Source organism: Sphingomonas aerolata, from assembly GCF_003046295.1.
Classification (GTDB): Bacteria; Pseudomonadota; Alphaproteobacteria; order Sphingomonadales; family Sphingomonadaceae; genus Sphingomonas; species Sphingomonas aerolata.
This window is the reverse complement of record NZ_PZZN01000001.1, coordinates 659,417-677,943: the sequence shown is the minus strand read 5'-3', so window position 1 is coordinate 677,943 and position 18,527 is coordinate 659,417. Positions and strand designations below refer to the sequence as shown.

Below are 18,527 nucleotides of genomic sequence, written 5' to 3'. Positions count from 1 at the left end.
GGAAGCCCCGCACTGGCCCTCCAGACGCTTTAACGTCGTAAGCAATGGTCAGCATCGAGACACTTCCGCCCTACAAATCAACTAGTGCCCTTTACGAGAGGTGAGGCGCCCGTGCTCGCCGCGACAGGCGCTGTAAAATCGAACGCTGCACTGAAAGTTGATTGGGGTCTGTGGTTAAGCTGATCCCGATGCCGACGCAGATGGCACCCGCCTGAGGCGTCACGCGCGCCCGGCTGTTTTAAAACACGGGCTTGCCCGCTGCCGACCCTGCCTTTTTAACAGAATCGGGCGGGCGTAGCCCAAGCGGAACAGACCCTCAAAATGCTTTGACTTCACCTGCAGGTCAGCTCGCAAAGGGCTGACCGCCGGCCAATCTGCCCCGGTTACCTTGATGCCCTTCTAACGTCGTTGTTTTTTCACGCGAAAAGCTTAACGTTATTATTAACGTATATATCAACCGGGGGGGGGATATGAAAAAGTTTCGTAAGAAGCAGCTGCATGCAAAACAGAGACCGTGGCGCGCATGGTGCGCCTTCCTATTAGCGTCTTTAGCTGCCGCGGCTGGATTTTTCGCCATGACCCCCGGTCCTACGAGGGAAGCGATCGCGGCCGTCCTCGCGGACCCCTTGGAGTTGCTTGCGCTACGCTCTCCTGGCCAAAGAAGCTCCAGCACTTTAGTCCAAACGAAGGCCGCGAGGGGCGTTCCTCGCATCCCGGCTAATCGGATACCGACAGAACGTGTGCTTTCCAACGTCCGGTGGAGACCATTTATCGATTTGCCAACTAACTTTCCAAGCCTCGACGTGACTGTAACGTTACCGACTGAGTCTTTCTTCAACCCGTCGGTGCCAGCAAACGGGTTAAACTTCGGCCCGCCGTTATTGATCACGCCTATATTCGGCCCGTTCCTTGGCGGCGGAAGCGGTGGTTCCGGTGTTGTACCCGTATCCAGCGTGCCAGAGCCGTCGGAATGGCTCATGATGCTGGTTGGTTTTTTTAGTATCGGTTCAGCTTTACGTGCTGCACGGCGCAAAGGGCGACCGGAAGCTCAAGTTCGGTGACGGTGGTGGCAATTTCCAAGTTCACACTTTTGTCGAGGCCCACGCCATTGAGTCGCCTCGCTCTGTGCTTCACTTACATATTGCCGATTGTTGGGGGGTGCTCCGAGCCTAAGGTCCAAGAACCCATTCGGTCGTTTGACGCCGTAACGGAACCGAGTTCGCGTATACGTTACCCTCCAACGGGCTACCCCGAGTTGTTGTTACCGAATGGCGAGAAGCGCGTCGTCCGCAGCGTGCTAAATATCAAAAAGCCGATGATGTTCGGTGACTATGTTTGGGACGAAGTTGGAACTCCAGCCGGATTGACTTGGGTGCGCATCGACCTCGGGCATCAGACTCTATCCGTATTTAGAGCCGGTCATGAGATCGGTACGACGGTCATCCTTTATGGGACTGACGGCAAGCCAACACCAACCGGCATCTTCCCGGTCCTCTTCAAGGCACGAACTCACCGGTCGACGCTTTATGACGCTCAAATGCCCTTTATGTTGCGGCTCACCGAAGATGGCGTCGCCATCCATGCCAGCAACGTCCGCGAAGGCTCTGCGACACACGGTTGCATCGGCGTTCCGCTCGCTTTCGCCAAACTTCTCTACGGGCAAATGCGCCGAGGGGATCAGGTGGTAATCGTTTAACTTGACCTCAAGACAGCTGTTATAGGCTAAAACCCCAAGTCCCCGCAGCCGAAGTGAAGCTCGAGAAGCGATCTTACTTAACGCATTGCTAACCGAACATAGCAACCCTCCCGATAGAATGCCGTGCCAACGTCCGTTACTTAACGGAGCATTCGACATTATGCCGGGCAAAGTGTTACTATCAAAGAAAGCGGTTGCTGTACTATTTCTATCCTCGCCGTTTCTGATCGGCGCAACCAGCTTGGCTTCGATCTTCGACGTCCGTATTCTTACGGTGCACAATCGGGAGAGAGCGGCGCTGGGCATCGCGCCTTTGCGCTGGAATGCCGGGTTGGCGCAGTCGGCGCAGCGTTGGGCCGATCATCTCGCCGCAACGGGAGCATTCGAGCACGCGCCGGAATTGCCGTCCGATCCACAGGGAGAAAACCTCTGGGCGGGAACGAAAGGTTATTATCCTCTCGAGGCTCGTGTAGAGGCTTGGGTGAGAGAAAAGCGGCATTATAAGCCTGGGTTGTTTCCTGATAATAGCGTCACCGGCAGGATCGGGGACGTAGGCCACTACACACAGTTGATGTGGCGTGACACGCACGAGGTCGGATGCGCCGAGGCTACCGGAGTGCGCGAAGACGTTCTCGTCTGTCGATACAACAGCGCTGGAAACTACTTTGGCGAGAAGCCGTTCTGAGGGCAAGCATAGAGGCGTCTCGGTTCATTTGAGCAGCGGAGCGAGAATATTAATTGAAGCGGCCTGAACTACCTTTGGCGCGTCACCTCTTTACAGATCGTACGCGTGAACTGTTTTCGGCAAAAGGTCTATTATTTGCAACAGCAGAACGCTTACTTGCAGTCATTCGAGGCTTATATATGAAGAGCAAATGCGACGTCGCCTCCTAAACCTCATCGTCATGATCGGCATGCGATACAGCGACATTGCTCGATGGTATGGCCATGCTGCCTTGACCCGAACTTGCGCCGAGCGAAAAGGGCGACAACACCGATTGAGGTCATCGGGATGGTAAAATGACGACGGCACCTTTGAAATCGAACTCGTCACGGACGGTGTTCCGGGCGTAGTTTTGCCAGACGCCCGAATGATCAAAGGGCGATTGTCACCCGCCGCGCTGAAGTGCTTTCGAACGTTGGAACAAAACTCTTCGCCGGTTGGCGCCATAATGCGCTTTAAGCAGGCGGTAAGTCGTCGCTCTCAGAAGGTAGGCAGAACACCCGGCGACTTATTTGTAACAACTTGCGACTTTCAAGCCCGTAGGTCTAGATAAAACACTCTCCTGTACCTCGTAGTCATATAGCTCAACGTTTGCCGTTTGCCGTTTGCCGTTTGCCGTTTGCTATTTTTCATTTGTCACGTGCCCGTCTACGCCTCCCCCACGTCGACCACGACGATTATTGCGCCCTCTGTCCGTCGCGTGTTTACCAATCATAGCGGTCCAGCGGGCAGATGTGTCGAAGCCTCACTTCAATCACGGGGGTTCGACAAACAGGGGTTTTCGACACATATCATTCCGACAGCCGGCAGCAATTCGCGTGTCGCAAAAATCAGCACTTCCGCGACAAGGCTATGTCCGCTTTCGCTCAACTCCCGTCTGAAAGCTGCCTGTCCGTTCCCCACCAATTATTGCCGTTCAGCGGTCAGATGTGTGGAAAACCCGGTCGTAAATACGACTGTCCGAAAAAGGGTGATTTCGGACGGCAGCCGCTCGATCGTCGGAAAATACCGTCGCCAGCGCCGATTGGCGACTATCGTGTGTTTTGCGACGGGGTGTGGCGGGCAGTCGGCGCCCAGTAGCAGCTTGGTTGTTGCCGCCCATTAGCGGACGTTGGGGATGGCGATCCGGGCTCCCGAAACCGGCACGATCTTTCCCGTTTCTACGTCTCCAACAGGCCATTTCGGGAAAGAGCAATCGGGAACGGATTTTGGGAAACGGAGTGCCTTGGACGGCTTTCGCCGTGATCGCCCCGGCGACTGTCCCGCTATGAGTTCCTTTTTGGGAAGAAGCTCAAGCGTTAAAGCGTCACCATTAAGATCATGTCCGCCATGCTGTTGGTGTCGGTTGAAGCCGGCGCAGGTCCTGACATCGCAAGCACGGCCAAGTAAGAGTGAAGTAATGACAGACGCCGTAAACGTTATTGCCGTGGACCATACAGGCTTCGCCGTATCGTCTTTAGACGAAGCCGTTCGCTTCTGGACGGAAGCGCTCGGTTTCACACTTGAGCGGCAATCGGAAATGGGGGGCGATTTCCTGCATCAGGTGACCGGTGTCGATAATCCTAATGTCAAAACGGCGATCGTCAGGGCACCGGACGGCTATGTCGTCGAACTGTTGCAATATTCAAAAGGGCGCCAGAACGGTGCGGTGCCCAACAGCGCGGGGGCGATCGGTGCGGCCCACCTGGCTCTGGCCGTAAACGATATCCATGTCGCTATTGCCCGCGTCGAGGCAGCAGGATGGAAGGCGAAGGGTAGTCCGTTGCCGATCGCGGGTGGGCCAAGGAAGGGAACGTTGGTTGCCTACGTTTCAGGCCCCGATCATATCACGATAGAGCTTATGCAGCCGCCAGCCCGTTAATGGGCCGGCGGACGTTTTCCCGCTTCACCCTCCTTTTCGGGAAAGGCTGCAGCTGCCCAATGTCGGCTATCGCCCCCCGCCTTCCCGAAAGCGGACGGGTCGGTTTCCTTCCGAACCCGGACATTCCTAATTACTGCGCGTCGAGACACGGACGACAACGAGCGCGTCAGAACACCGACAGAAAGCGTGAGCGTTTACACATCGGTCGGGGCGGGCGGCCTTCTCATTCAACGGTTCGTTTGTGGGAAGGCGGGTAAGGGCACCGTCCAGCCCGGGCGAACGGGTCCTACCATGATCTTTACTGATGCACAGGCGGATCCATTCGCGACTTGTCACAACGGTCGTGAGCGAGCGGCAAACCAGCCGGTAAAAGCTGAGATTGCGACAGCCGGCACAGCGAGGACGCAGGAAATTGCCAGGCCGATTACCCAGAGCGAGATAGTCCCGGCGGTGAGCCATATCACAGGAAGCTGGGCAAACGTCAGGATGAATCCTGCCATCCACCCCCTCGTCTTGAACGCTGCCCCTGTTAGCGCAGCTAGGCCCAACGAGGCGGGGTACCAGAGACGCCAGTAGGCGTCGGCATCCCAGGGTTCCGCCGCGCCTGTCACCCAGCAGACGAAAAGCCAGTACAGGACACCGGATACCAGCAAGACGGGGATCTTCATCAGTCCGGTGCTTATCGGCCTATTGTCACATGCAAAATCCCTGAATCCTATTCTCGCCAACCAGGTGCCGGGGTCAAAGCAGATTAACGCGGCTCACCAACCAAACTTTGGATATGGGCGCTGTTGCCTGCAATAGCGCCCGTGCCTCGCTGCATCCGCTTCGCACGGTACAGAGCCTCGTCTGCCTCTTTGAGCAACGAAGCCCGATCGACATAGCTGGCACCATAGGCACAGGCTCCGATCGTCGCGGACACCATTATAACGTTACGGTCGTCAGGTACGTCGTAGCGTAAATCCGCCAGCAATCGCGCGATGTCTTGGACGAGCTCTTCCTGCGTACGCCGTCCGCGCAGGATCAGCACGAACTCGTCCCCGCCAAGTCGGGCGATGAAGTGATCGCCCAGATACTGTACTGCTTGCAGCTTGGCGGCCATCACCTGCAAAACCTTGTCCCCGGTCGCATGGCCAAGCCGGTCGTTGACCTCCTTGAACCGATCCAGATCGATGATTGCGATAGCAAGCGGTGCACCTTCCCGGGCGCGATCGAGCGCAACTTCCAATTCTTCGTTAAAGGCGCGTCGGCTTGGTATGCCGGTCAGTTCGTCGGTTCGAGCTACCGCAACCAGGCGGCGCTCGAATTGGTACCGATCCGTGATGTCCTGGATCACTCCCATGACGGCGACACGCTTACCGGCGCGCTCATCGATCTCACCCAATGTGCGCACGCGACGGGGCCGCCCCTGAGCATCGGTGAAGTTCAGCTCCAGATCCCATGCAGTCCCTTGCCGCACACAGCGGTCTAGCGCTGCTTCCAGCTTGGCACGGTCGTCATCAGGGTAGAACTGCATTGCTAGGGCAAGCTGCGCTTGCGAGCCCGGTTCCAAGCCGTGGATCGCGTAAGTCTGATCCGACCAGTGTACTCGTTCGCCGTCAAGCTCGAGGCGCCACGACCCGATCCTTGCCATACGTTCGGCGTGCTGGAGCAGTCTGTGCGTGCGAGCCATGTCACCGAGGACCTCCTGGCGATCAAGCGCTAGCTGTAGGTTCTCTTTGCTGGTCCGGCGCGCCTCAAGCAGCGCTTCGACGACTCGCGCCATACCGGCGAGTATCTCCAGCTTTTCGCGGGTCGGATCCTGCGGTTTGTCGTCAGCCACGCACAAGGTACCGATCGGAAGCGCGGCACCTCCTCCTGGTGGTGTCACTCGCAACGGCACGCCTGCATAGAAACGCACAAAGGGTGTTACCACCACCATAGGATTGGTTGCAAAGCGCGGGTCTTCGCGCGTGTCCGCGATGACGAGCAGATCGTCGGCTGCGATAGTATGGGTGCAAAAAGACACATCTCGTGGTGTCTCGCTAGCCTCAAGGCCGCACGCTGCCTTGAACCACTGCCGGTCCGCGTCAACTAACGAAACGAATGCGAACTTGCAGCCAAAGAGATGCCGCGCCCCTGCAGCGATGGCATCGAACTCGGCTTCAGGGGGAGTGTCGAGCATATCGAGAGCACGAAGCGCGTCCAGCCGCGCTACCTCGTCGACTATGCCGGTTATGTTTACCATGGGGGACGGTAGCATAAGTGAGGTTGGCATCGGGTTAACGGCATGTGCAAAGTCGGTACATCGCCGCGACTCGCTAATGGCATGGCGGCGACTGAGAGACGCTGGAGCGCTCCCGCTTGATAGGAGCATAAACGTGTCCAACGCGAGCGATCTTAGCACTCTTGTTCGTAACGAAGCGCGCGCGCGAGAACAGGCCGAAGCCAGTAGCGACGTTTCAGCTCGCATCGCTCATTTGGAACGTGCTGCCGGGTACGCCAAAATGATCAAGGCTTTGAAGCAATGATGGATGGCGAAACAACCGCTCAGCACCTCGAGCGTCTAATAACGATTATCTGTGAAGCTTTGGCGGTCGCGGATGCTGGTGATCAACCGTTGGTAGGCGCGCATCTTCATAGCTGCCTTCGAACGGCAATCGCGTTGCGTGCTATTCCCGATAGTTTGTCACGGCCCTTTAATAGCAATGAGCCCTATATCTTGAAGGCAGCAGCAAACAAGATCGCTTACCAGCAAAACTTAATATCCACGACTTCTAATCCCGCAACCGAACGATGATCGAGACGGATAGGGCGTTCTCGGAATCAATCCCGGTCGAGACGATCAGGAGCGCGACGTCAGAATATTTTCAACAGCCCCGGCCGTTTGTCAAACATATACAGACGGTGCTGTTGAGGCAGTTCGTGTACACATCAGCGTTAATTGGCACTCGCTGACCGCGGTAATCGTCAGAACGAAACCTGGACGCGCCCTATGATTCTGTCGCCGGCGTTGCGCCGATCGGCAAACCTGTCTGCGGTGGCGTTAGCGGTTCGGGAAATGTCGGTTCCGACATAATCGACGCCGATCGTCAGGCGGTCGCGGCGGTGTTCTAGGCCGAGCCGCCAGTTGGTGTAACTGCCGCCTGGACGAAGACGCTCCGCCCTTACGGGGTCGCTGACGCTGCCGGACGAATGGCCCAGTTCGGTGAGTATTGTGAACGGCGTACCAGGAATACCGGCATTGGCGTTCGCATAGACATGCACGTTGCTGCCGCCGATCGCGCGCTGCGAAGGCGCGCCGATCACGCCGACCGTGGCGTAGAGCGGACCATAGGCATAGCTTGCCGAGACGCCGGCCTCGACATAGTCCATGCGCCCTCGCGCGCCCACGAATGCGTGGCCCGTGGCGTCGGTGCGGATACGCACCGCACCCAGATCCCAGCCGGTTCCCACTGATAGGTCGACGACCGCATCGGCACCGCCGTGTCGCACGCTGTTCCGAAGCGTCACCGCGCGCGCCGATGCATCTAGCCGGCCGCGCGAGCCGCGAATATCGCCTGCCAGCGCGGCACGTCCCTCACTCCAACTCAGCCCGCGCCGTTCCTCTTCGCTCATCACCTCCAAGGTTACCGACCCGGCATCTTGTGCAAACGCGGGCGTGATCAGGCCGCAACTTGCGGCACCGAGCAGGCCCGCCAATCGAACGCGCCGGATCATCCTGCGCGCTGCGGACCGTGGATTTGGTCGAGCTCGACGCGCAGCATCTGCTCGTCTTCCTGCGCCAGCTTTACCAGATGCTGCTGCATGTCCGCTGACTTCGTCGCGACCTCCTTCTTGATCGCGCCATGGCTCGTAACGCACCAGCCGGGCCGGGTGCCCGAAATCACCGGTTCGCTGTCGATGCTGCGCACCAGCCTGGTACCCGATGCCGCGACCGCGTGTCGCGCCACCGACATGCTCGCCGCCCAGTCGCAGCGTAGCGACGACGGTCTTCCGCCAGGTGCAACCGCGCCCACCTGCTTATGGGTGATGACCACGTCGCCGCGATATTTGACGGCGACCGGACCGCTGCGGTGATCCACCTGGTTCTGATGATCGACAGTCAGGCCGAGGGCCGCACCGGTAGCAGCAAGCACCAAGCTGGCGGTTAGAAAATAGGCCATTTTCGCTCTCCTTTTGCCATCCCGATCTATTCTGATCGGTGAAGCCAATCCTTACGGACGATGATCCTACAACGATGGTTCAGCGTGTCGGTTCAGCTGAATCGCGGCTGCAAGGCGCGTGCGTGCAGGCGGTCCTTTACGTCGAGACGCAACCGCTTCAGCCGAAATAGCCGCAAGGTATCGGGCATGCGTCGCTTCATCTCGACGCGGATCTGCTCATCCAGCCGGGCATGCAACTGGGTCAACTTGTGAGAAAATATAGGCAAAGCCGCTCTCCAACCAACGATTGAACGATCGGATCAGTCGCGATGAAAGCAGGCAAACAGGCCAGGCCTAGACATCGAGATAACCCGATGCGGTCCGACATCACGTTCGTCTTGAGACGACCGCCAGAGGGGCCCGGCCCGCTCCCTCAAGCTAGGGTTTAGCCGGTCAAGGTCAATAGGAGAGCGAATGGATTTGCACGAGTTGACATTAGGACACGGGTCCCCGATGTTACTGACATGTACGCTCCTGCGACACATAAGCGTTTCCGCGACCACGCCGGCCAACTCGCCGCACGCGCTTAGCCCGAGCTCGCGGCCACTGCCGTTCGAGTTCGGGCTTTATTCGATCTGACCTTTGGGATGCGTTCTGCGCGCCCATGATCTCGAATAAGTGGAAACCGTGTAGTGGAAAACCAAGTCTCGAAATCCGATGATTTGTGTCAGGATGACCGTCAGCATCAAGCTGCCAATCCAGCACCTCAGCCTTTCTTGCGGATGCGACCACAAAGCTTTTTCTCGAACAAATTCGATCTGGAAATCGTAGAAGGCTATTCTAAGGCCGATGCCGAAGCCCGGCAGAATGAAGGTAAGGACTGGCTGAGCCGACTTATGGAGCTCAACCTGTTACTTTTGATCGTTTTGGTTGGCGTACCGGTCCTGGTATATTGCGTCTTATCCTCCGCACTTTAGGACAGGACAAGATGCCGCTTTTGCGTCGCAACCGAGATTGTGGGTAAAGGCCTCTGGATCGTCCCACTGAAGCCTCGGGTAAATGACAATATGTCAGGCGCCCGAGGACCGTTTAGATACGATAGCGCTGAATGCAACCGAGTTCCTTTGTGACATTGCAACGCGTAAGCCGATCGGCCGTTGTGGAAAAATGGCAACGAATACCTTATCCCAACGGACCGCGTTAAATCTGCCGCATCTCGCGGTGCTGCTGACAGCAGCGCTTCAAATTCTGACGCCTCTTTTACCGCAGATTGGGATCGGTGAGCCTATCGGATCCCGGTCTCTGGCGGTCCGAACCTTGATAACCCCAGCAGGCTGGGCATTCTCGATCTGGGGCGCGCTCTACCTCGGAGCCACGGTGTTTGCCGTTTTTCAGGCCCTGCCGGCACAGCGCCAAGATGCGTTGCTTCATCACCTGCGCTGGCCGGCAGCTGGCGCATTTTTGGGAAATGCACTCTGGGCTGCTTACACGCAGTTTTACGGGTTAAGCTTCGTATCGGTTCTGATCATTACCTTCACGCTGACGTGCCTGATCGTTGCCTATCATGCCCTGTCGAATGCGACGGTGTCGAGAAGTGCGTGGTGGTGTGCGTACCTTCCGTTGAGCGCGCTCGCCGCATGGTTGACCGTCGCTACCACCGTCAACATCGCGGCTAGCCTGAGGTATCACGGCGTGGAGGGGGGGGCAGCCGCTCCGGGGATCGGTGCAGCGGTGATCGTGATTGCTGGACTCATCGCGGCCATCGTGCTGGTCCGAGGACGTGGCAATCTACCGTACGCAGCTGTTTTCCTTTGGGCGCTTGCTGCTATCTTCGCGGCGGGTGGTCAGGCTTCCGGACCTATTGCGGTAGCGACCAGCGCTGCCGCGATCCTCATTATTTCAGGCTTGATCGCTGGATATCGACGGCGGGGTATGCGCCTGGTTCAATTACAGGTTGAACCTGAATCCGTAGCCGACACCCAGGGTGAATTGGGTCCGCCGTCCCCGTTCGCGGATGAGAGGTGAATCGCCTGCGTTCTGACCTAGTCGATCCAGACCAGTAAAAAGCGTGACGGCGCTTCGCCGGTTCAGGGGACGAATTACGGTACCGCCTACACCGTAGGACAATAGTCCGCCTGACGCAGAATACGGTCTGAGCCCGGACCGTTGCGACTGGAGCGCATCTATGCCGAAATACGTCTCGATATACTCGCGGCTTGCCAGCGTTGCGCGAGGCCCGACGTTGACGATAGTCCGTCCTCGGCGCCCTTGGTAAGCAACTGATCCGTCGGCGACAACGCCGTCATGCCCGCCGAAGCCGCGACGAATTTCGATCCGTCCACGCCATGGCCCAGCCCGTTTCTCGACGAAGCCTCCCACCTCAACAGCTGCGTCTACGTTGCCGAGGCCGCGTAGCGCGTCACTCCCGCCTGCAATGAGGAACGGCGATCCCCCGCGCTCCTCATCCCGCCCAAAGCGGAGCTTGGCGAGCGGTCCTGCCTTCCACCCGTCGTGGTTCACCACGTTCCAGCCCAAACCGTCAGGAATTGAGGCAAAGATCACGTCCTTGTAGTTGATCCGCAAGTCGGGGAAAATCGCCAAGGCCATGTCTCGCGAGCCTTGCCATGCAGGACTGAGGACTGGCGCGACGCCAACGGTAATGCTCCATCCGGCAGTGCCTGCCTCCAAAGGCCGACCTGCAGGCGGGCCTGGCCTCGGGTCAGTTTGCGCGAAGCAGGGTTGAGCAGAGACTAGCGCGATGATGGCTAAAGCGGCGCGCATCTTGATCCCTTTTTTTGACGATGTTGGTAGACGGCCGGACGGTCATAATCAGCAGCCACCTTATCCCTGTGCGTCTTAAACGCCAGTTCCAGTAAGCGGAGTACGGCTATAACCACAGCGTGTGACCGGTCCGCTCCCAATGCCGGCGGACGCGTTCAAACTCATGCCGAGACAGCCGCTCGCGTTTTCCACAAGGACCAACCGACGCCGCAACCTAGGATCGCAAAGGTGACCGCCAACGACGCTGCGGGCGGAAATTTGGCGAGCCCGAAGATGTCGGCAACGAAGATTTTCGAGCCGATAAATACCAGCAACGCGGCCAAGGCGTATTTAAGGTAATGGAACCGGTCGACCATCGCGGCGAGCGCAAAATAGAGCGCGCGTAACCCAAGAATAGCAAATATGTTCGACGTGTAGACGATGAATGGATCCGTTGTGATCGCGAAGATGGCCGGCACGGAATCGACCGCAAAGATGACGTCAGCGCATTCGATCATGACCAGAGCCAGTAGTAACGGCGTAGCGATCCGGCGCATGCGCCCAGTTGCCGGGTCCTGCTCTTTCCCCCAGAAACGTTCGCCGTGAAGTTGGTCGGTAACCGGCATGCGCTGGCGAACCCAACGTAAAACGGGCGAACTGGCTACGTTATATTCCGTGTCGGCAGTCAGCCACATCTTGATACCGGTGAAAACCAAGAAGGCAGCAAAGACGTACAATACCCATTCGAACCGATCGACCAATGCCGCGCCAAAACCGATCATCACTGCACGCAGGACAATGACACCCAGGATGCCCCAGAACAGTACGCGGTGCTGGTGGATGCGGGGAATGGCGAAGTAGCCGAAGATCATGGCGATGATGAACACGTTGTCCATCGCGAGACTCTTCTCGATGACGAAGCCCGTCACGTAGTTGAGGCCGGCAGTAGGCCCGATATACCACCAAATCCATCCGCCGAACGCCAGTCCCAGCGTGATGTAAGCTGCTGACAACGCAAGGCTCTCGCGTACCCCGATTTCCCGCTGTCCGCGGTGCAAAACACCCAGATCGAGGATCAGCAACGTTGCGACGATGCCGAGAAAGGCCAGCCACATCCAGACAGGCGTACCAAGGAATAATAAGGAGAGCAGCTCAGGCATGAGGACCTCTAACAAACGTGACGACGTGGGGCGGAGTCAGTGATCAGGAGGATAGGTATCTCGCGAGTGGCGCGCGCAAGCGACCTTCCAGGTGCAACTCAAAGCGCTTCAATTGCAGCAGAATTGGAGAAATTGGAGTTCGGCGCGCTATCGCGATACGCACGCGCTCGTCCAACTGCTGATGCAGCTCGGCGAGTCTGCTGATTTTCATGCTCAGAGCCTCTTTTCAATCGGTGATCGAAAGCTCGGATCATCAACGACGACAGGAGGCAAAGCGGCCAGGCCTATATCGAGATAACCCGATGCGGTCCGACATCACAATCACCCGAGGGAAATTGTCAGAGGGGCCCGGCCCGCGCTTTCTAGATAGGACACGGTTCGCGGTGATCAAGCGGTTTCACTATTTGATAACGACCGTAGTCTGCGCTAAATCTGCCGCACTTTTCTTTCAAAAACATAACGCCGATCGGAAAAAGGGATCGGTCGAAAACGCCCACTTATGGACGCTCAGCTTGGTGAGCCGCAGGCTTGAAAGCCATTCGGCAACCATAAGCCGCAACATGCCCCGCCGGCAGGTGCTCTGCTTGCGGCTGGCAAGCCGTGCGGCGTATGTCGCAACTGCTGGTGGGGGAAAATGAATGGCGAATGGCAGTAGCAGCCGCGGAAACTCGGTTGTCGGCGAGCGCTGGCCGCTCTTCTGGGCAGGCTGTGCGGCGATCAGCGTTGGGGTTGCACTTCACCTACCGATGCTCGCGATGGCCCATACGATGGGCAATCACCTGTCGGGTATGCCGATGGACGGATGGATGTACCTGGGCATGGCGCTGATCGGCGTCGGCGTGCCGGCAGCTATCTTTGGCGCTTTACCCAAGAAACGGCCTGATCACAGTGCAGGCGTTGGCGTCGCATATGAAGCGCCCGATGATACCCCTCTGACGCGCTCGCATGCTGCCGTTCTGCTGGTGCTTACCCTCGGGCTCATCATCGACACTATGAAGCCAGCAACGCTCGGCTTCGTGCTCCCCGGCATGCGTGGCGAGTATGGGCTCGCCAAATCGACCGTTGCCCTGCTTCCGTTCGTTGCCCTTACGGGGACCACAGTTGGCTCGTTTCTGTGGGGGTGGCTTGCGGACATCTATGGTCGGCGTGTGTCGATCCTGTTGTCGACGATCCTGTTCGTTTCGACATCCATCTGCGGAGCTATGCCTTCCTACAGCTGGAACCTGGTCATGTGTTTTCTGATGGGGTGCTCGGCTGGCGGAATGCTGCCCGTTGTCTACACGCTGTTGGCGGAGATCATGCCTCCACGGCACAGAAGCTGGGTTCTTGTGCTGGTTGGTGGCACGGGACTGGTCGGTGGCTACCTCGCAGCGAGCGGTGCCGCGCATCTGTTCGAGCCCCTGTTCGGCTGGCGTAGCTTGTGGCTGCAGGGCTTTCCCACCGGTTTGCTGCTGCTTGCGATGGCAAGGTGGATTCCTGAGTCCCCGCGCTTTCTGTTGGAACGGGGTATGGACGCCGAGCTAGCTGACATGGCTCGAAAGTTTGGCATCGTCAGGCGTGCGCCACAAGCAGCCCCAGCGGACGCTGGCAGCGCAGCGGCTCACCACCGCGAATTGACCATCGCCCTGGTGATCACGGCCCTGTCCTGGAGCTTCGTCAACTTCGGCTTGTTGCTATGGCTGCCTTCGGATCTTCAAGATCGAGGCTTCAGTGCCGAAATTGCAAGCGGCATTATCGCCAGCTCAGCACTTGTTGCCCTGCCCACGATCATGATCGCGGCCTTCCTTTACAGCCGTTGGAGCAGCAAGCGCACTGTGCTTCTCACACTCGCCGGGCTTGCCGGAGCCCTACTGCCGGCGCCTACCCTGGCTTGGCCACCACTGCTCATCGCAGTGATCGCGTTACTGGTGGTTGGCACAAACGGATTAATCGCCGTGCTACTTCCCTATGCAGCCGAAAACTACGCGTTACGCGTCCGTGGACGCGCTACCGGGCTTATCGCGGGTAGTAGCAAATTTGGTGGCGTTGCTGTCCAACTGGGGGCCTTCGCTGGATTGATCCCGACGATGGGGGGCGCGGCGATCGCGTTGATCATACCAATGACGCTGTCAGCGGTACTGATCGGACGCTCAGGAAGAGAGACGCGGGGCCGCAGCTTACGTGAGCTGGAAGCAACGGCTTAGCTGTCGGCTTCATATCGACCTGCGCGGAGTGTCTCCATCAGCGGTCAAATGTGTGAAAAACCCAGTCGTAATCACGACTGCACGACAAACAGGTGTTTCCAGACGGCAGCCGCTGATCGCCGCAAACCGCCGTTTCTAATCCTGATTGGCAAATATTGTGTGGCGTTTTACAGCGCTCGGCGGGCAGTAGGCCCTGAAAAATGGCCGGGCCGTTCCCGTTCACCCAGCGCTTAACAGGCGATACTCAAGGATGAATCTAGTAAGTTCCGCAAAATGCGAACTTAGCATTCTCTTGCCAGCCGTCGCAGCGTCGCTGAGAATGCAGAAATGACGGGTCTTATCGCTTCCCCCAGGCATTGGTGCCTCTGGAAGGTAAGCGTTGATGTTTCATGTGCTGGTAATCGAGGACGAGCCGTTGATTGCGGACTATGTGGCAGCTCTGGCCGAGATGGCCGGCGCGACCTCGTCCACCATTGTCGATACGATCAAAGGTGCTCTTGACGCGGCACGGAGCCACGCCCCTGACATGATCCTGTCTGACGTCAACCTCATGCACGGCGAGCGCGGACCTGACGCTGTCGCCGCCATTCGCTCAACCATGGGTGAGATCCCGGTGATTTTCATCACTGCCACAGCGGACGATTGCGTAGACTGTGACTATGCGTCCGCGATCTTTGAAAAACCGGTTCAGCCCGAGCGTGTGGTTGCAGCAATCATCGCAGCCGAGCGCTGTTAAGGCTTACAGGCGTCAGTCCTGTTCCAGAGAGATGCGGGGGCAGTGGAAGACTGCCGTAAGTCCCTCGTTGGTGTAGTCCAGCTTGGCTTGCCGAGCACCTGCGATACCCATAGCTATCAACCGTGATCCGAAACCCGTTGCGGTAGAGGCACGCGCGGGTGGCCCGCCCTCCTCTTTCCATCTCAGGCAGAACGTCTCTTCTTCGACCCACCATTCGATCCGGACAAGGCCGTCTGGTACCGACAGCGATCCATACTTTACCGCGTTCGTCGCCAGCTCGTGCAGCAGCAACGATAGCGAAAGCGCTGCCCGCGATCCGACGATCAAGTCAGGGCCAATAAGCAGAAAGCGGCCCCCTTCCGCCTCAAGCCTCAGCACACGCTCCATAAGCTCGCTGAGCGATGTCGAGGACCAGCTGGTCTGGATCAGTACCTCATGCGCACGGCTCAGTGCTGCCAGCCTGTTTTGCAGGGCCGTCGAAACTTTTTGGTCGGTTCCACGCAACGTCTGGAAAGCGACGGATTGCACCATCGCAAAGGTGTTCTTCACTCGGTGCGACAGTTCATGCATCAGCAGCTGACGCTGTTCATCGTGATCCTTACGATCGGTGACGTCGACCGATGTGCCAGAAAAGCGAACCGGTTGACCCTGCTGATTGTAGATCATGCGGCCTTTGCACTCGACCCAGCGTAACCGCTCGCCGGGAATGGCAAGCCGGTACTCGACCAGGAAGTCGGCGCCAGTATCGAACACCTGTCGTATCCTGGCGCGCAGAGGCGCTACATCCTCCTCGACTACATAGGTCTGATATTCCTCCATGGTCAGACCAGCTTTGGTCTGCGCTTTTTCCAGGCCATACAGGCGCGCGAAGTGGGCGTCGCCGTGTAGCAGGTCCGTATCGACGACCCAGTCCCACAGGCCGACAACACCGGAGGCGGCAAGCGCCATTTCCAGTCGCTCATCAGCGAGCCTTACTTCCGTGCGATCGCGTAGCATCTTCACATAACCCTGCAGTTCGCCGTCCGGCCCTCGCAGCGGCATCATCTCGCCACTGGCCCAGAAGCGCTCACCGTTCTTGCGAAGGTGCCAACGCTCGTCGATCCCGCGGCCAACGGTTCTGGCTCCTTCCATCTCCTTGTCAGAGATGCCTGCCGCCCGGTCTTCTGGCGTGAAGAAGGCGTCGAGGTCTCGGCCGCAAATCTCCTCGGGCGTCCAGCCAAGGATTTGATGTGCCCCCTCGTTCCAATCAGTGATCCTGCCATCCCGATCCATGACAATGACTGCGTAATCGACCGCGCTGTTGAACACGGCTTCGAACCGCGAACGCTCACGCTGCAGGTTGAGCAGTGTGACAACCTGGCGACCCAGCGCTGCCAGCGCTCCTGCTTGATTGTCCGTGAGTCCGCTTGGGCGTGGCTCACGGTCCATGATGCACAACGTGCCCAACGGCTTATCATCGGTACCGGCCAGAAACACGCCGGCATAGAAGCGCAGCGCAGGATCAGCGGTGACTAGAGGATGAGTCGCCGTGCGGAGGTCAGCGCTGAGATCAGGAATGACGAGGAGATCACGCTCGTTGATCGTGTGTTGGCAGATCACTTCGCTCAGCGGTGCGGTGCTGGCAGTGATGCCGATGCTCGCTTTCGGAAGCTGCTGACCCGCCTCGATGACACTTACCAACGCGACGGGCGCGCCACAAATTTGCGCCGCAAGTCGCACTACATCGTCGAATTGCCCACCCTCTAAATTGAGACCGCTCCAGGACACAGCATCCGTGGGTTTTGTCTGGCTGGCAGATTGAGGCACGGAGGCAATTATCCTAGCGGAAGAGATAGATAGCCCTGCGATAACATGATCCTGAGGATTAGCTCTAGCTCCTGTTCGGCGATCGTCGTTGGCTGGCGCCTCGAGGTTAAACTGAGCGGAGTTCAGGATCGGGGGATGCGCGACGCTGCGATGCTACCGTAGCGGCTGTCTCCACTGCTTTGGGAGAGGGTAATCTCCCTGGGCGCAACTCCAGCATCAGCTATTTGGGACGCGGGCTTTGGCGTGATCGAGAACGCGCTCAACCGTGCCGCCTTGCACGATCACCGAGAACAGCACGACTATGTATGTGGCAGCCAGCGCAATCGATCTTGCCGGGCCGTCTGGCAAGCCAAGGGCCAAAGCAACTGAGATTCCCCCACGTAGGCCACCCCAGATCAGCGTCAACGGCGCGAGCCGTCCGAGCGACAGGATCGGTCGCAGGACCGCCAGCGGAGCGACGACCGCTATTCCGCGGGCTAGCAGTACGAGCGGCACAGCCGCGACACCGAGCGCGATCAGTCGCGGATCCCATGCAATGGTCACGACCTCAAGCCCAATCAGCAGGAATAGGACCGCGTTGAGGATGTCGTCGATCAACGCCCAGAACTTAAGCAGGTAATCGCGCGTGATGTCGCTCATCGCATCGGCAACGCCCTTGTTGCCGATCAGGAGCCCGGCGACGGCCATGGCGACTGGACCGCTGATGTGGAGCTGCGCGGCAAGCGCATAGCCCCCCATGACCACCGCCAGCGATATCATGACCTCGACATTATATTCGTCGATCGACCGCATCGCCCGGTAGCCGATCCAGCCTGCCGCCAATCCCAGAAGCACGCCTCCGCCTGCCTCCTGAAGGAACAGCGCCGCACCATGGCCAACCGAAAGCGGCTCGGTGCCCAGCGCCGCCTCAAGAAGGATGGCAAAGACAACGACGCCGACACCATCGTTGAATAGGCTCTCGCCAGCCACCGTCGCCTTCAGCGTGGGCGACACCTCCGCACGACCTAGAATGCCCATGACGGCGACAGGATCAGTCGGGCTGATGAGAGCCCCGAAGACGAAACACCAGATTAGCGGCACGGCAAGGCCGAGCCAACCAGCGATCAGGTGAAAGCCACCGCCGATGATGAGGGTAGAGAGCAACACGCCAACGGTGCTGAGCACAACGATAGGCCAGCGCCCGCGGCGCATATCGTCCCACTTCACATGCAGCGCGCCCGCGAACAGCAGGAACGACAGCATGCCGTCCATCAGTGTCGTGTGGAAATCGATGCCGGCGATGAAGCCGACGACCTGCTCGCCGACCTGACTGCCGGGCAGCAACTGGTCAATACCGACGACAAGCAAGGAAGCGACCGCCCCCATGATCGTCAAGCCGATCGACGAGGGCAGTTTCAGGACACGGTGATTGAAGTAGCCCAGCACCGCGGCGAGTACGATGAGGATCGCCGCAGCGTCGAATGGGGTCAGCACGGCC

The 18,527-nt window shown here is 58.5% G+C and carries 16 protein-coding genes; 8 read left to right on the top strand and 8 right to left on the bottom strand.

Annotation, left to right across the window (positions count from 1 at the left end):
• The first annotated feature begins 1,255 nt into the window (after nucleotides 1-1,255).
• From C8J24_RS17695 to C8J24_RS03175, 3 genes are all read left to right on the top strand, one after another.
• Nucleotides 1,256-1,696: a L,D-transpeptidase family protein gene (locus C8J24_RS17695; protein ID WP_244180382.1), complete on the top strand. Its 441-nt coding sequence runs from the start codon at nucleotides 1,256-1,258 to the stop codon at nucleotides 1,694-1,696.
• A 160-nt stretch (nucleotides 1,697-1,856) separates the two neighbouring features.
• On the top strand, nucleotides 1,857-2,381 hold the full coding sequence (locus tag C8J24_RS03180) for a CAP domain-containing protein (protein WP_107930233.1): 525 nt from the start codon (nucleotides 1,857-1,859) through the stop codon (nucleotides 2,379-2,381).
• Between the two features lie 1,438 nt (nucleotides 2,382-3,819).
• Nucleotides 3,820-4,281 (top strand): VOC family protein, encoded by a 462-nt coding sequence (locus C8J24_RS03175; RefSeq protein ID WP_056476522.1) that lies wholly within the window; start codon nucleotides 3,820-3,822, stop codon nucleotides 4,279-4,281.
• A 751-nt stretch (nucleotides 4,282-5,032) separates the two neighbouring features.
• Here C8J24_RS03175 and C8J24_RS03165 read toward each other — a convergent pair.
• Nucleotides 5,033-6,445 carry a sensor domain-containing diguanylate cyclase gene (locus tag C8J24_RS03165; RefSeq protein WP_167396681.1) on the bottom strand — a complete coding sequence of 471 codons (1,413 nt, stop codon included), beginning with the start codon at nucleotides 6,443-6,445 and terminating at the stop codon, nucleotides 5,033-5,035.
• A 196-nt stretch (nucleotides 6,446-6,641) separates the two neighbouring features.
• On the opposite strand from C8J24_RS03165, the gene C8J24_RS17470 reads away from it, so the two are divergent.
• Nucleotides 6,642-6,791, top strand: a complete 150-nt coding sequence (locus C8J24_RS17470; RefSeq protein ID WP_167396680.1) for a hypothetical protein — start codon at nucleotides 6,642-6,644, stop codon at nucleotides 6,789-6,791.
• A 439-nt stretch (nucleotides 6,792-7,230) separates the two neighbouring features.
• On the opposite strand, the gene C8J24_RS03160 is transcribed toward C8J24_RS17470, so the two are convergent.
• The 3 genes from C8J24_RS03160 to C8J24_RS03150 form a co-directional block, all read right to left on the bottom strand.
• Nucleotides 7,231-7,980: a TorF family putative porin gene (locus tag C8J24_RS03160; protein WP_107930227.1), complete on the bottom strand. Its 750-nt coding sequence runs from the start codon at nucleotides 7,978-7,980 to the stop codon at nucleotides 7,231-7,233.
• The gene (locus tag C8J24_RS03155; protein WP_107930225.1) at nucleotides 7,977-8,426 is read right to left on the bottom strand and encodes a hypothetical protein; all 450 of its coding nucleotides are present in this window, start codon (nucleotides 8,424-8,426) and stop codon (nucleotides 7,977-7,979) included. Before C8J24_RS03155 ends, C8J24_RS03160 begins: the two co-directional genes overlap by 4 nt.
• 92 nt (nucleotides 8,427-8,518) lie before the next feature.
• Nucleotides 8,519-8,662: a DUF465 domain-containing protein gene (locus tag C8J24_RS03150; protein WP_338110798.1), complete on the bottom strand. Its 144-nt coding sequence runs from the start codon at nucleotides 8,660-8,662 to the stop codon at nucleotides 8,519-8,521.
• Nucleotides 8,663-9,097: 435 nt separating this feature from the next.
• On the opposite strand from C8J24_RS03150, the gene C8J24_RS17265 reads away from it, so the two are divergent.
• Together C8J24_RS17265 and C8J24_RS03145 are read left to right on the top strand one after the other, a co-directional pair.
• Nucleotides 9,098-9,382: a hypothetical protein gene (locus tag C8J24_RS17265; RefSeq protein ID WP_146163622.1), complete on the top strand. Its 285-nt coding sequence runs from the start codon at nucleotides 9,098-9,100 to the stop codon at nucleotides 9,380-9,382.
• Nucleotides 9,383-9,464: 82 nt separating this feature from the next.
• On the top strand, nucleotides 9,465-10,430 hold the full coding sequence (locus C8J24_RS03145; protein WP_208620901.1) for a hypothetical protein: 966 nt from the start codon (nucleotides 9,465-9,467) through the stop codon (nucleotides 10,428-10,430).
• Here C8J24_RS03145 and C8J24_RS03140 read toward each other — a convergent pair.
• Nucleotides 10,353-11,012 (bottom strand): MipA/OmpV family protein, encoded by a 660-nt coding sequence (locus C8J24_RS03140; RefSeq protein WP_244180380.1) that lies wholly within the window; start codon nucleotides 11,010-11,012, stop codon nucleotides 10,353-10,355. The two genes, C8J24_RS03145 and C8J24_RS03140, sit on opposite strands and share 78 nt — an antisense overlap.
• Before the next feature lie 335 nt (nucleotides 11,013-11,347).
• Nucleotides 11,348-12,325 carry a TerC family protein gene (locus C8J24_RS03135; RefSeq protein WP_107931425.1) on the bottom strand — a complete coding sequence of 326 codons (978 nt, stop codon included), beginning with the start codon at nucleotides 12,323-12,325 and terminating at the stop codon, nucleotides 11,348-11,350.
• Between the two features lie 638 nt (nucleotides 12,326-12,963).
• On the opposite strand from C8J24_RS03135, the gene C8J24_RS03130 reads away from it, so the two are divergent.
• Both C8J24_RS03130 and C8J24_RS03125 read left to right on the top strand, forming a co-directional pair.
• Nucleotides 12,964-14,508 (top strand): MFS transporter, encoded by a 1,545-nt coding sequence (locus C8J24_RS03130; protein ID WP_244180378.1) that lies wholly within the window; start codon nucleotides 12,964-12,966, stop codon nucleotides 14,506-14,508.
• Nucleotides 14,509-14,890: 382 nt separating this feature from the next.
• Entirely contained in the window at nucleotides 14,891-15,244 is a 354-nt protein-coding gene (locus C8J24_RS03125) for a response regulator (protein ID WP_107930218.1), read from the top strand.
• A 12-nt stretch (nucleotides 15,245-15,256) separates the two neighbouring features.
• Here C8J24_RS03125 and C8J24_RS03120 read toward each other — a convergent pair whose 3' ends face one another.
• A complete protein-coding gene (locus C8J24_RS03120; protein WP_107930216.1) occupies nucleotides 15,257-16,963 on the bottom strand; it encodes a PAS domain S-box protein in 1,707 nt (568 codons plus the stop codon).
• 303 nt (nucleotides 16,964-17,266) lie between these two features.
• On the bottom strand, nucleotides 17,267-18,523 hold the full coding sequence (locus C8J24_RS03115; protein WP_107930214.1) for a cation:proton antiporter: 1,257 nt from the start codon (nucleotides 18,521-18,523) through the stop codon (nucleotides 17,267-17,269).
• Between the last annotated feature and the right edge of the window lie 4 nt (nucleotides 18,524-18,527).

Coding starts and splice junctions, on each gene's coding strand:
- C8J24_RS03180 (WP_107930233.1), top strand. CDS start 1,857: ATGCCGGGCAAAGTGTTACTATCAAAGAAAGCGGTTGCTGTACTATTT.
- C8J24_RS03175 (WP_056476522.1), top strand. CDS start 3,820: ATGACAGACGCCGTAAACGTTATTGCCGTGGACCATACAGGCTTCGCC.
- C8J24_RS03165 (WP_167396681.1), bottom strand. CDS start 6,445: ATGCTCGACACTCCCCCTGAAGCCGAGTTCGATGCCATCGCTGCAGGG.
- C8J24_RS03160 (WP_107930227.1), bottom strand. CDS start 7,980: ATGATCCGGCGCGTTCGATTGGCGGGCCTGCTCGGTGCCGCAAGTTGC.
- C8J24_RS03155 (WP_107930225.1), bottom strand. CDS start 8,426: ATGGCCTATTTTCTAACCGCCAGCTTGGTGCTTGCTGCTACCGGTGCG.
- C8J24_RS03145 (WP_208620901.1), top strand. CDS start 9,465: ATGACAATATGTCAGGCGCCCGAGGACCGTTTAGATACGATAGCGCTG.
- C8J24_RS03140 (WP_244180380.1), bottom strand. CDS start 11,012: ATGGCCTTGGCGATTTTCCCCGACTTGCGGATCAACTACAAGGACGTG.
- C8J24_RS03135 (WP_107931425.1), bottom strand. CDS start 12,325: ATGCCTGAGCTGCTCTCCTTATTATTCCTTGGTACGCCTGTCTGGATG.
- C8J24_RS03130 (WP_244180378.1), top strand. CDS start 12,964: ATGGCGAATGGCAGTAGCAGCCGCGGAAACTCGGTTGTCGGCGAGCGC.
- C8J24_RS03125 (WP_107930218.1), top strand. CDS start 14,891: ATGTTTCATGTGCTGGTAATCGAGGACGAGCCGTTGATTGCGGACTAT.